At 38.3% G+C, this 12,433-nt stretch carries 14 protein-coding genes, 1 pseudogene and 1 other annotated feature; of the genes and pseudogenes, 9 read left to right on the forward strand and 6 right to left on the reverse strand.

Features of this window, described 5'->3' with window-relative positions; genetic code table 11:
• The first annotated feature begins 9 nt into the window (after positions 1–9).
• Both RCG23_RS22835 and RCG23_RS22840 read left to right on the forward strand, forming a co-directional pair.
• Positions 10–921, forward strand: coding sequence for an ABC transporter ATP-binding protein (locus tag RCG23_RS22835; RefSeq protein ID WP_308177532.1), 912 nt, complete (start codon positions 10–12; stop codon positions 919–921).
• Positions 918–2,015, forward strand: coding sequence for an ABC transporter permease (locus tag RCG23_RS22840; protein ID WP_308177533.1), 1,098 nt, complete (start codon positions 918–920; stop codon positions 2,013–2,015). The genes RCG23_RS22835 and RCG23_RS22840 overlap by 4 nt, the downstream gene beginning before the upstream one ends.
• 162 nt (positions 2,016–2,177) lie before the next feature.
• Here RCG23_RS22840 and RCG23_RS22845 read toward each other — a convergent pair whose 3' ends face one another.
• The gene (locus tag RCG23_RS22845) at positions 2,178–3,092 is read right to left on the reverse strand and encodes an ArsR/SmtB family transcription factor (protein ID WP_308177534.1); all 915 of its coding nucleotides are present in this window, start codon (positions 3,090–3,092) and stop codon (positions 2,178–2,180) included.
• A gap of 162 nt (positions 3,093–3,254) precedes the next feature.
• Between RCG23_RS22845 and RCG23_RS22850 the strand changes: the two genes are divergently transcribed.
• Together RCG23_RS22850 and RCG23_RS22855 are read left to right on the forward strand one after the other, a co-directional pair.
• On the forward strand, positions 3,255–3,923 hold the full coding sequence (locus RCG23_RS22850; protein ID WP_308177535.1) for an NAD(P)H-dependent oxidoreductase: 669 nt from the start codon (positions 3,255–3,257) through the stop codon (positions 3,921–3,923).
• Positions 3,924–3,993: 70 nt separating this feature from the next.
• Entirely contained in the window at positions 3,994–4,983 is a 990-nt protein-coding gene (locus RCG23_RS22855; protein WP_308177536.1) for a quinone oxidoreductase family protein, read from the forward strand.
• A gap of 120 nt (positions 4,984–5,103) precedes the next feature.
• Here the strand turns inward: RCG23_RS22855 and RCG23_RS22860 are convergent, their stop codons facing one another.
• Positions 5,104–5,238 carry a BA3454 family stress response protein gene (locus RCG23_RS22860; protein WP_308177537.1) on the reverse strand — a complete coding sequence of 45 codons (135 nt, stop codon included), beginning with the start codon at positions 5,236–5,238 and terminating at the stop codon, positions 5,104–5,106.
• 199 nt (positions 5,239–5,437) lie between these two features.
• Entirely contained in the window at positions 5,438–5,668 is a 231-nt protein-coding gene (locus RCG23_RS22865) for a hypothetical protein (protein WP_308177538.1), read from the reverse strand.
• Between the two features lie 232 nt (positions 5,669–5,900).
• Here RCG23_RS22865 and RCG23_RS22870 point away from each other — a divergent pair, with 232 nt between their 5' ends.
• The 5 genes and pseudogenes from RCG23_RS22870 to RCG23_RS22890 all read left to right on the forward strand — a co-directional run bounded on the left by RCG23_RS22870 (position 5,901) and on the right by RCG23_RS22890 (position 11,010).
• The gene (locus tag RCG23_RS22870) at positions 5,901–6,614 is read left to right on the forward strand and encodes an SDR family oxidoreductase (protein WP_308177539.1); all 714 of its coding nucleotides are present in this window, start codon (positions 5,901–5,903) and stop codon (positions 6,612–6,614) included.
• A 15-nt stretch (positions 6,615–6,629) separates the two neighbouring features.
• The gene (locus RCG23_RS22875; protein ID WP_308177540.1) at positions 6,630–7,652 is read left to right on the forward strand and encodes an S-adenosylmethionine:tRNA ribosyltransferase-isomerase; all 1,023 of its coding nucleotides are present in this window, start codon (positions 6,630–6,632) and stop codon (positions 7,650–7,652) included.
• 12 nt (positions 7,653–7,664) lie between these two features.
• Positions 7,665–8,021, forward strand: coding sequence for a VOC family protein (locus RCG23_RS22880; RefSeq protein WP_308177541.1), 357 nt, complete (start codon positions 7,665–7,667; stop codon positions 8,019–8,021).
• A gap of 90 nt (positions 8,022–8,111) precedes the next feature.
• Positions 8,112–8,351, forward strand: a binding site (T-box leader).
• Positions 8,352–8,403: 52 nt separating this feature from the next.
• Positions 8,404–9,794 (forward strand): annotated as a pseudogene (asnS, locus tag RCG23_RS22885) (asparagine--tRNA ligase).
• Positions 9,795–9,972: 178 nt separating this feature from the next.
• Positions 9,973–11,010 (forward strand): STAS domain-containing protein, encoded by a 1,038-nt coding sequence (locus tag RCG23_RS22890; protein ID WP_308177542.1) that lies wholly within the window; start codon positions 9,973–9,975, stop codon positions 11,008–11,010.
• Positions 11,011–11,070: 60 nt separating this feature from the next.
• Here the strand turns inward: RCG23_RS22890 and RCG23_RS22895 are convergent, their stop codons facing one another.
• The 3 genes from RCG23_RS22895 to RCG23_RS22905 all read right to left on the reverse strand — a co-directional run bounded on the left by RCG23_RS22895 (position 11,071) and on the right by RCG23_RS22905 (position 12,343).
• Positions 11,071–11,301, reverse strand: a complete 231-nt coding sequence (locus RCG23_RS22895; RefSeq protein ID WP_308177543.1) for a hypothetical protein — start codon at positions 11,299–11,301, stop codon at positions 11,071–11,073.
• Between the two features lie 168 nt (positions 11,302–11,469).
• Positions 11,470–11,889, reverse strand: coding sequence for an RDD family protein (locus RCG23_RS22900; protein ID WP_308177544.1), 420 nt, complete (start codon positions 11,887–11,889; stop codon positions 11,470–11,472).
• A 202-nt stretch (positions 11,890–12,091) separates the two neighbouring features.
• Positions 12,092–12,343 carry an alpha/beta-type small acid-soluble spore protein gene (locus tag RCG23_RS22905; protein WP_308177545.1) on the reverse strand — a complete coding sequence of 84 codons (252 nt, stop codon included), beginning with the start codon at positions 12,341–12,343 and terminating at the stop codon, positions 12,092–12,094.
• Positions 12,344–12,433: the final 90 nt, after the last annotated feature.

A 12,433-nucleotide genomic window follows, 5' to 3' on the forward strand; every position in this document is an offset into this window, starting at 1 on the left:
CAGCTAAGTATGATCGAAGTTAAAAATCTGGTAAAACGATACGGAAGTTTTACTGCTGTAAACGATGTTAGTTTTACAGTTGAAAAAGGGGAAGTTTTGGCCTTTCTTGGACCAAATGGTGCAGGAAAGACTACAACGATCGAAATGCTCGTTTGTCTACGTAAGCCGGACGGAGGGACTGCTCTGCTGTCTGGTTTTGATATCATTAAGGAGCAAAAAAAAATTAAAGATGTAATAGGGATACAGTTGCAATCAACTTCTCTATTCGAATTATTAACAGTTAAGGAAATTATCGAAATGTATGCAAGTTTTTATCCTAAGCATGTATCGATTCCAGATTTAATTGATGAAATGATTCTGGCAGAAAAACAAAATGAACGGGTGAAGGCACTCTCCGGAGGACAAAAACAAAGATTGGCTATTGCTCTGGCTCTTATTCACGACCCGGAAATTATCTTCCTTGATGAACCGACTACAGGCCTTGATCCTCAGGCAAGACGTACTCTTTGGGACATTATCCTAAAACTTAAAGAAAAGGGTAAAACGATCGTACTCTCCACTCATTATATGGATGACGCCCATGTTCTTTGTGACCGAATCGGCATAATGGATAAAGGTGAATTAATTGCTCTTGATACTCCAGATGCGCTCGTTAAACAGCTTCAATCCGACAGTGCGGTTGAGTTTCGAGGTAGTCTTTCTATTGATGAGAATTACCTTGCGTCTCTGGATGGCGTCAAACAGGTTAGCAGGAGAGAAGAAGTTTTCACACTCTATACCGATCATTTGCAGAATACGTTAACCTCTCTAATCGGATATGCTTCCGAGGAAGGTATATTATTATCCGATTTAAAAACAAGAACCGCGACGTTAGAGGATGTATTTATTCATATGACTGGAAGGAGGCTTCGTGAAGAATGAGAGCATATTGGCAATTAACATTGGCGCAGCTAAGGATTTTTTTGCGAAACCGGCAGGTGCTTTTCTGGACACTGTTTTTTCCAATTGTGCTAATGCTGACCATGGGATCGTTTTTAGGTAATGGAAATGATCTGTCAATATCTATAGGGGTTGTCGACCATGATGGAACGGACGCCTCAAAAGGGCTTTTAAATTCATTTAAGGGTGCCGGAACTATCGAAATAGATTTATTCTCATCAAAAGAAAAAGCAATAAAGAGTGTAAAAAAAGGCGATAATCAGCTTGCTTTGGAAATACCTAAAGGCTTTTCAGAACAGGTTATCAGTAAAACAACTGACCATGCACTCGATATCCCTGTCTATTATAACGAAACAAACATGGCTGCCTCTCAGCTCGGCATAACGGTAATTTCTCAAATGATCGATACTGCAAGCAAAAAAGCGGTCAATTATAAACCGATTTTAAAAGTCTCTTCCAAAGGAATTGAAGCAGTCAAACTCCGCTATATTGATTTTCTTGTACCAGGAATTGTCGCCATGATGATTATGAGCAATAACATGAACGGGGTGGCCGGACAGATTTCCGCGTGGCGCGAACGGGGAATTTTGAGAAGGATGCAAGGAACCAGGCTTAAGGCTTCCACCTTTATAGCTGCACAAATTACAGCACGGCTCATATTAAATGGTACACAGGCATTGCTTGTCCTATTAATTGCAAACCTTGTTTTTGATTTATCTGTAAAGGGATCATGGCTGGTGCTTATTGGGCTCGTTGTTCTCGGGACACTTGCCTTTATGGCAATCGGCTTTATCATTGCGGGTATTGCTAAAACTCCCGAAAGCGCCGGACCGATTGCCGCCTTTCTATCGTTCCCAATGCTCTTTTTGGGAGGCGTCTTTTTCCCTATCAAAAATATGCCTGATTTCCTCCAGCCAATTGTTAAGCTGCTGCCAATCTCTCATTTAAGCAACGCACTCAGAGAGACGATGAATTTAGGCACACCCGTTGCAACCCTTTGGCCTGAATTTGCGATTTTATTCGGTTGGCTCGCAGTGGCATTTGCCATTGCAAGCTACACATTCAAGTGGGAATAAAACGCAGCGTGATGTATGGGATACACAGTGGGACATGACCTTCGCCTTAATCGGTGCGAGGGTTTCATATGTAAGCTTACGTGGAATCCACACGAAACAATTAGAAAACAAACAGTAAAAATCCGGACAATTAACTCTGTCCGGATTTTTTTTTAGTTATCACTAAAGGCTAAGATATTTTTTTAAGTATCCGGCTAATTCGTCGACTCCTGCAGAGCGGAGTATATATTCATCATGTCCGCAGTCCTCGGAAACAAGGACACTGATTAAACCCGCGGACCTTAGAGCCATTATGTGATGATGGACTGTACTTTTAGAAACCTCAAGCCCCGTTAAAAGACTGGAAAAATTTTTAGGTCCTTCTGTCAGTTTTTTTAAAATTTTCAACCGGTTCTCATCAGAGACAGCCTTTGCCAGGCGGAGCAAAGCTTTACTTGGGGCAAAAGAATCATCATTTGGCAAATCAACAGAATAAAAAACAAGAAAAATGGATTGATGCCTATGGTAGGTAATAAAAGGCGATTGGTGGTAGCTGGGAATTAAAATGATTTTTTCAAGACTCTCAAAAGACGGAATGCGTATCCCGCCAGAGACTTTTTCCACAAATTCAATGGAATCTGTTATTTTCGCTTTAGTAATGCTTTGGGCATTCTTTTGGAGAGTTTCCACAATTAAAGGATCGATATCCGTGAAATATTGGTTTTGCCATTTTGAAAGCAGGCTGACATAAACATCACGCAATTTTCCTAAATCATTTGGAAGAGCCTCGTCCACAATCGGAGAAAGCTTCTCATACATTTCTCCGGGTGTCAGCTTTTTTAGCCAAATAAGGAACTCGTTTACATTTTCCTTATTTGGAGACAGCCAGATTAATAGAAATAAATAACTGAAACAGCATGCTTCCTCATTAAATCCCACAATATATTCTTTAAATTCCTCATCAAGGACAGTTGAAACCCTTTTGTACCAGTCGATACCTAAATCGGCGTTTTTAATCATTTTTTTATCAATATATAATTTTAGGCTGATTGCCAGTTCGTAAACCGGAGTAAAATCTCCCTGGACTTTATATGACATTTCCTCACACTCCAAACTTCATTATTTCAAGCATATCAAATAATCGATAAAAATAAAACGTTCCATGTTTGGGATTTTTTTCTTGCACTTTCAATTAATTCGATTATAATTAAAAATATATTTAGTTCTATACAAATAGAACGAATAAAAGGGATGAATAAGATGAATGTATTGCTTGTAGTTGCTCATCCGGAGCCTTTGTCATTAAACGGTGCTTTAAAAGAAATAGCGGTACAGGAATTGACCGAGGCAGGCCATGATGTTGTGGTATCAGATTTATACGAAATGAAATTCAAGGCTGCAGCAGATAAGAATGACTTCATTGAATTAAAAAATCCAGATAAATTAAATTACATCCTTGAACAATATTATGCTTTTGAGAATGGTACATTTGCTAAGGATATAAGGTTGGAGCAAGAAAAAATTCAAAAAGCCGACATTATCATCTTCCAATATCCAATGTGGTGGTCTGATCCGCCTGCGATATTAAAGGGGTGGTTTGACAGGGTGATTTCCTACGGCTTTGCCTACGGTCCTGGTGCATACGACCAAGGCAACTTGAAAGGGAAAAAAGCAATGCTGTCCATTACGACTGGGGGTGCCGATTTAAACAATTACGGTGTTGATTCATTAAAAGGAAGAATGGAAGATTTATTGTTTAATGTCCAGCATGAAAAATTGTACTATACCGGCATGGACATTATTGAACCATTTGTCATGCCTTCTGGTACAAATGAGGCAAAGAGAGACTCATATATAAAGGACTACATCATTCGGCTTCGCACACTTGAAACCTTGCCTGTCATACCATACAGGCCTCTCAGACTATGAAAATGGGAAATTAAAGACTGTGTCACATGTGTAAATTAAACATTTTACAAAAAAAGAGGAGGAAATAATAATGAAAGCAATCACTGTAAATGTCGATGAGAAAAATTCACTTAAACTGGAGGATGTACAAAAACCTTTAATTGGAACTGAAGAAGTTTTAATTGCTGTGCGTGCTGCGGCATTAAATCACAGAGATCTATATATGAATGAACAATGGCAGGCATTAAAAGGATATGGGTCCTTCATTGCAGGCGGAGATGCTTCAGGTGTAATTGTTGAAACCGGAAGCAGTGTTGCAGGATGGAAAGAAGGGGATGAAGTGATCATCAATCCACAATTAACTGATGAAGAAGATGAAAATGTGTTTCCTTCCTTTTTAGGAGGGCCAACCGATGGCACTTTTGCTGAATTTGTAAAAGCACCTGCAAGTTTCATTTTAAAAAAACCGGAATACTTAACATTTGAAGAAGCTGCTGCAGTTCCACTTGCATTAAGCACAGCTTGGGGGAATACCACTGTACAGGGGAAACTTGAAAAGGGTGAAACACTTCTTCTCCAGGGAATTGGCGGAGGAGTTGCAACATTCATCTTACAGCTTGCAGTTAGGATGGGAGTAAACGTGATCGTGACATCAAGCTCCGATGCAAAAATTGAAAAAGCGAAACAACTCGGAGCTATACACGGAATCAATTATAAAAAAGAGAATGTAGCTGAAAAGGTAATGGAATTTACTCAAGGGAAAGGAGCAGATGCAGTAATCGACGGAAATGGAAAAGGTTCAATTGAATCAAGTATTCAATCTTTGTCTGATTATGGTAGATTGCTTCTATTCGGATCTTCGTCAGGGCCTATTGAAAAGGAACAGATAGAAAATGTAAATTATCTCTTCACGGGAATGGTAGCACAAGCCGATTTAGAAGCTGCACTTTCCTTTTATGAAGAATATGAAATTAGGCCGATAATGTCCCAAAGGGTTTATTCAATCGAGGAATACAAAGAAGCATATGAGGAATTGAAAGAGGGAAGGCAATTTGGGAAGATTGTGTTTAAGATGAATTAAAAAGAAATGATCGGCGGCTCTCCCTTGGAAAGCTGCTTTTTTTGTACAAATTAAGTTTCCTTCTTTCAAATTCGATTGTGGGAAGGAAATTAGGCTACGAAATGAAAAAAGAGAAAATCCTTATTTTCTCCATTGATCTTGAACCTGCTGCATTGCAAGGCGTGAAATTTCTTCTTCAGATGTATTTTTTGCTGCAATAACATTTGTAAGATAATTTTTTCCTTCAAAATTTACTGTGATATTAACTTGTACCATTTTAGAATCTTCCTTTCTTATTTTCTTAAAATAACTGTTGTTATTTTTTATATACCAACTCGCAAACTATCCTAAACCTTAAGGCCACAAGATAATATGTTCTTTATTAAGAATAGCACAAAATTAACTGTTAATATACATACATTTTTTACAATTAATTGACAAAAACCGACTTACTTGAGCAAGCCGGCTAAAATTTTTATACTTCTATCATCAAAAATTCTTCTGCAAACTGTTGAACCTTAAGGCGGTTAATTTTTTGTTTTTTTGCTGTTATTTCTGCATTTGTGATGTACGAAAATGCGAATGCATCCTTTTTAAGGTCCTTAATGGTGGTGTCCCCCTTAAGTAACTGAATGGCAAGGTTTTTTACAATTTGATTCTCTGAAGACTGATACATGATAAATGCAATACATGTTAATTTATCCAACTCCATCTTCCTCCTTTAAGAAATCAAACGTACGTTCGGTAATCAATTCGACATAACTGATGTTAATTCCTGTAAAATAATGTGAAAATTCCAAGGAATTTGTTAACATATTTTTCTTGAACAATATTGGACTAAAGTCTGAGAAAAGTTACTGCTTACTGATGAAGATTAGAGATGAAATAAATTTTATAATAAAAGCAGATAATCGATTTAATTAGAGGGAGAGATTGGAATGAAAAATGAGATGGTTGTGATGATAACAGGTGCATCAAAGGGTCTTGGCAGGGCATTAACGCTTGCCTTTGCAAAAGAAGGAGCTAAATTAGCCATTTGCGCAAGAGGAGAGAGCCTCTTGCATCAAATTAAACGGGAAGCAGAAAATTCAGGTGCTGCAGAAGTGCTGGCAGTTAGGGCAGACGTGGCAAATTCAAGGGATGTTGAGCGGTTTGTCGCTTTGACAGAGGAAACATTTGGGAAAATTGATGTGTTAATTAACAATGCATCCATCCTGGGTCCAAGTCCAATGCCTTTTTTGCTTGATTACCCAGAGGAAGATTTCCTGGAAGTATTAAGAGTAAATGCAACCAGTCCTTTTTTAGTCACGAGAAGAGTGCTTCCAGGAATGCTGCTTAGAAATGAAGGATCTGTGATTAATGTGACTTCTGAAGCCGGAAATGTTGGATATGCTGGCTGGGGTGCCTATGGGATATCGAAATTCGCGGTAGAAGGGCTAACCGAAACATGGGCTGATGAAGTAAGTGAAACTAATGTAAGAGTGAATATGGTTGATCCGGGAGAGATGGATACAGAAATGCATCAGCTTGCAGTTCCAGATTGCGATTACGAGCTTGCTAATCCTCATGATCTTGTCGGTGTGTTCCAATATCTCGCTTCGGATCGTTCAAAAGGTGTTAACGGACAGCGGTTCCAGGCCAGAATTCCATGAAAGGGAGGAATAACTATGCTGCAGGATACCTTAGCTTTCCATCTGCCTGATTCTCTTAACGCAAGCATGCCACCTGAAAGAAGAGGAATTAGAAGGGATCAGGTCCGGATGATGGTATTGGACAGAAAAACAGGAATCACCTCACATGACCGGTTTGATCAATTAGGCAATTATTTAAAATCTGGAGATGTTCTCGTTATTAATAGCAGCCGAACACTGCCGGCAATATTAAAGGCTAAAAAGCATAAGGACAACTTCAGTGAGGAAGTCGAAGTCAGACTTGCGCGCAGAATAAACGGGGCAACCTGGGAAGCGCTGGTGGTCTCTGAAACCAGTCATCCGGGTGATCGGCTTGTTTTTTCAGAGGACCTTAGCGGGAATATCATCAAAAAAAATGATAATTCTCCTCTTGTCACCATTCTATTTTCAAAAACCGGAAATGAATTATTTCAGCATATTTATTCCGTTGGTGAACCTGTAAGGTATGAATATATTAATCATCCTTGGGAGCTGGATTATTACCAGACAGTTTTTGCCGCACAGCCTGGTTCCGTAGAAATGCCTTCGGCTGGCAGGGCATTCAGCTGGGAGCTATTATTCAAGCTTCAGCGTCAGGGTGTGAAAATTACCTCTATGCAGCTTCACACTGGACTAAGTTATTTATTGGATGATAAATGGGATCATTCGCCTGAAGCCAATCATGAAGAGTACTTTATTCCATCAGAGTCCTGGACTACGATTATGGAAGCAAAGCTTTCGGGTGGGAGAATTATTGCTGTTGGAACTACCGTAGTAAGAGCCCTAGAGTCTGCAATGAACAGCGGATCCCTGTCAGGATGGACGAATCTGTATATAACACCTGAATACCAATTAAAAGCGGCTGATGCAATTATTACAGGCCTTCACGAACCTGAAGCGAGCCATTTAGCGATGCTGTCCGCATTTGTGGAAAAGGATAAACTGTTCAATGCCTATCAGGAAGCTATTCTTGAACAATACCTGTGGCATGAATTCGGGGATATAAATCTAATTATTTGAGGTGAAAACATGTTGAAATTTCACCATTATTCTCTTGAAGTTGATAATTTAAGTGAATCTATAAAATTTTATAAGGATGTTTTAGGATTCCAGGAAGCTGAGCGTATAGAGTTTGAAGAGGAGGAGATTCAATTTCTGACATTGGGAGATTTCAAACTGGAACTTGTAAAAGCAGCTGCAGCTTACAACCAAACAGAGAGCATACACATCTGCTTTGAAACAGAAAATTTCTATGAAATACTTGCCCGTTTTGAAAACTACAAAATAAAGCCTGTTGAAGGACCATACACATTGAAAAATGGCTGGAAAACCGTCTTTTTCTCAGGACCTTCCAATGATCTTATAGAAATACTATCACGTAATAATTAAATAACTAGTAAATTTTTCACAAATAAATGCTAATACAGTTGTAAATTGATTATTTAATATGATATTTTATATAATAATGAATAGAAAAAATTAAAAACGATGAAGAGGAAAGTAATTATTGCTGCAATCCATAGCGAATCAGGGGTGGTGGGAGCCTGGTGAGGAAGCATTAATGAAGAACACCTCAGAGTTTCTAACCGAAAAGGATTTTCCCTAGTAGGCTTGGACGTCACCAGCACGTTATTGGCTGGAAGCATGCTTTTGCTTGCAAAGTTGGTCTTTCATGACAATTTGGGTGGTACCGCGGAAATTAAACCTTTCGTCCCTTTTCGGGATGAAGGGTTTTTATTTTTATATACATATGTTTTAGGAGGTAACAACGATGAAAAAAACAGTAATTAAGGATTTATTCAGAAATCAGGAAAGCTATGCAGACCAAAAAGTTCAGTTATCCGGTTGGATTCGGACTGTAAGGGATTCCAAAACTTTTGGTTTTATTGAATTAAATGATGGTACTTTTTTTAAGGGTGTACAAGTGGTATTTGATGACCAGCTGGAAAACTTTAAAGAAATTGCCAAGCTGCCTATCAGTTCTTCTATAACGGTCGAAGGAACTTACGTATTAACACCGCAAATGAAGCAGCCTTTTGAAATCAAAGCAGAAAAAATTATCATTGAAGGAAATTCAAACGCAGATTATCCATTGCAGAAGAAAAAGCATACCTTCGAATACTTAAGAACGATTGCACATCTTCGCCCAAGAACTAATACTTTTTCAGCTGTTTTCAGAGTAAGATCACTTGCTTCTTATGCTATTCACAAATTCTTTCAGGACAAAGGCTTTGTCTACGTACACACACCAATCATTACTGGAAGTGATACAGAAGGAGCTGGAGAGATGTTCCGGGTTACTTCTCTGGATTTTGATAAGCTTCCAAAAACAGAAGAAGGAAAAGTGGATTTAAGCAAGGATTTCTTTAACAAAGAAACGAACCTGACAGTAAGCGGGCAATTATCGGCGGAAACCTTTGCACTTGCATTCCGTAATGTCTATACATTCGGCCAACTTTTAGAGCTGAAAACTCAAACACGGCGCGGCATGCTGCTGAATTCTGGATGATTGAGCCTGAAGTAGCATTTGCAGAATTAGTAGATGTAATGGACCTTTCTGAAGAGATGGTTAAATATGTGATCGGCTATGTTCTTGAACAAGCTCCTGAGGAAATGGCGTTCTTCAATAGCTTCATTGACAAAACGTTAATGGAAAGACTGAATAATGCATATGGGTCTGATTTCGGCAGAGTTACTTATACTGAAGCAATCGAAATTTTAAAGAATTCAGGAGAAAAATTCGATTATCCTGTCGATTGGGGATTGGATCTTCAAACAGAGCATGAGCGCTATTTGTGTGAAAAAGTTTATAAGCGCCCGGTATTTGTGACCGATTATCCAAAAGAGATAAAAGCATTTTATATGAGAACAAATGAAGATAACAAAACTGTTGCAGCTACAGACTTGTTGGTTCCAGGAATCGGAGAGCTTATCGGCGGAAGCCAACGGGAAGAACGCGAAGAAGTATTGGCTAGCCGAATTGAAGAGCTTGGGATGGATAGGGAAGATTACTGGTGGTACCTTGAACTGCGTAAGTACGGAGAAACCAAGCATTCAGGATACGGCCTAGGATTTGAACGTCTTATCATGTATTTGACAGGAATGACCAATATCCGCGATGTTATTCCTTTCCCAAGAACAACTGGAAATGCAGAGTTTTAATACGAAAGAAAGGGAGCCCCAGAGGCTCTCTTTTTACATTAATGAAATAGATACTCTATGAAGCCTATTATTAGACATTTAAAATTAATAGATGTAAATTAAAATGGATATAAGAAACGTTAAAGTTATGAATTTGCATATAATATTTCTTTCACATAATGGAGAGGGGCTTTTTTATTTGAGCACAGTCGGGAAACCAAAAAAAGATGAAATCAATGTAGCTGGTCTTGAATTTGAGTGGGATATAGCTGAGGGGAAATTTTTATTTGAAAAAGAAGATGCAGTGCTTTTTTGGATTTCTACTGCGATGAAAACTTTTTTTGATACGATTGAAGAAGTTTCCGGGGAAGATGCTGCAAGTGTAGTCCTTGAAACTACAGGATTTCGTCAAGGAATTGTGGTGGGTGAATATTTCCGGGAATTAAAAGGTGTCAGTATTTCTGAAGCAACCGCATTAATACCAAATACATATGCATCTGCGGGCTGGGGAAAGGCGCAAATTATTGATTTTAATGAAGAATCACATACAGTGTCAGTACAGTTAAGTGACAGCTGGGAATACAAAATTAATAAAGCACAGGGTAAAAAGGTTGGAGGCACTTTTCTTGCAGCCCATTATGCGGGGATTTTTTCTGGTTTATTTGGAACCAATGTTTGGTTTGATGTCCGTAAAGACCAAATAAGAGGAGATGGGTATAGCCAATTCGAATATTACCCTTCCTCCATAACGGTCTCAAAAAACATGCACCAGCTAGCCAGACTGAAGGAGTCTGAGCACATTCAACAGCTGGAAGCACTGGTCGAAGATAAAACGAAGGATTTACAAGGTCTAGTTAAACAAATTTCGTCTCCTATCATTCCAGTCCTAGAAGGAATAGTAGTTGTGCCCTTAATTGGAAAGTATGATGAAAGCCGTTCAGAGGATCTATTAGTAAAAACACTTTATAATCTTCCCAAATATCGAGCTAAATTCCTCGTTTTAGATTTAACCGGCTTAGATATGGAAATGAGTAATTATAGTGCGGAATTTATACACAAACTGGGAGCAGCCGCTTCTTTAATTGGAGTGAACACTATCTTGGTCGGAATTTTTGCTGAATTAGCCAAAAATATGACCAAGTCGCAAATCAGCCTATCTAAATTCCCTTGTTTTCAAACTCTTCAGCATGGGATTTACCATGCTCTAGCAGAAGATGGGAGAAAAATCGTCGGATAGAAGGGTAATAGGAAATGCAAAAAGCCTGCATAAAATCATGCAGGCTTTTTAACATGAACATTATATTTTTTGCTGCTTACCAGCAACTTCATCAGCTAAACTCAGGAACATGCCAAATCCAAAAAAGACCATTGAAGCTATAACTACGCCAATTCCAAAAACAGACATATAATAGTTTGGGTTGAAATCGCTTACAAATAAGCTTATAAAAAAGATAATAACTCCTAAAATTATACCGTAGGTCGCGATTTTTTTCGCTGCTAATAATGGCTTCATTTGATTTACATGCATTTTTAACATCCCCTTTTACTGAATATTCTACTCTTTGTCACAAATTTGTCAAACTTTTTTTGAAAATAAAATTTTATATAAAATATGCTTGCAATTTTAGTTGGATACAGTTATATGCCATTGCAAAGGGAGGAGGATGAATTTTACTTTCAGTTATATTCTATTCTTTTAATTCATATCTTCGGGTCTGCTGTGTGTAACATATGTCCCCGCTATTAAATCATGAATAGCGCGTTTATCTTCTCTGGTTCCGACCATTAATGCACTGGCTATTAATCCGATTCCAAGTGTCACAGTGTAAACAAGAGCACCAACCACAATTCTCAAAAACATTGTTCCAAAACTTACATTACTTCCATCTAGCTTAACTATTCTTATGCCTAGAATTCTTTTTCCAACAACATATCCAGACCAAATTACGGGAATAATGAGACTATAAAGAAATTGCAAAAAGTCAGCAAGCCAATTGCGTGTTCCAGCTGCATCCCCAAGAATTAAAGCGCACACTAATCCCAAAGGTAAACTAACGAGCAGCCCATCTAAAACTGAAGCACCCAGACGTACCCAAAAACCCGCATTCCGCTCCATTTTTTTCCCCCATTCTTAAATTCATTAATTTACAAACAAAGGAATTTTCATTTAAGTTTATGAGGAAGATGACTAAAAAAGAAATTATAATTGGAAATGGAATAAGCAGTTTTGGCCTAAAAATACTGTCTGTTCATTCAAGTCAGCAAGTTTCTGATGGAAACAATTTAACCCCCTATAAAAGGGGGCAGGAGAGTTACACTTATTTATTTTCTAAATTTCCCTTAGCCATCTTAATCAATTCCTGGACCATCCTGCCACCAAGTTTTCCGCCCGTTTTTCCTGCTTCATAGGCAGTTAGCTGTCCATTATAGCCCCTGCTTAAAGGAACTCCATTCTCTTTAGCTATTTCAAATTTTGCGTCCTCTGGTTTTTCAGTTCCTGCAACTTTAGCTTTTAATTCGTCCAGGGCTTTTCGTGCTTCTGGTACAAGTATTTTTCTTCTTTTACCCATCTTGATCCCTCCTTCCCATAGTTTGCCCTGTGTAAAAAATAAATATCTTCCTTTCGATTGAAATATTTTATTATTAAAGAACTCCTTTAA

The sequence above is a fragment of the Neobacillus sp. PS3-34 genome (assembly GCF_030915465.1).
GTDB lineage: Bacteria > Bacillota > Bacilli > Bacillales > Cytobacillaceae > Neobacillus_A.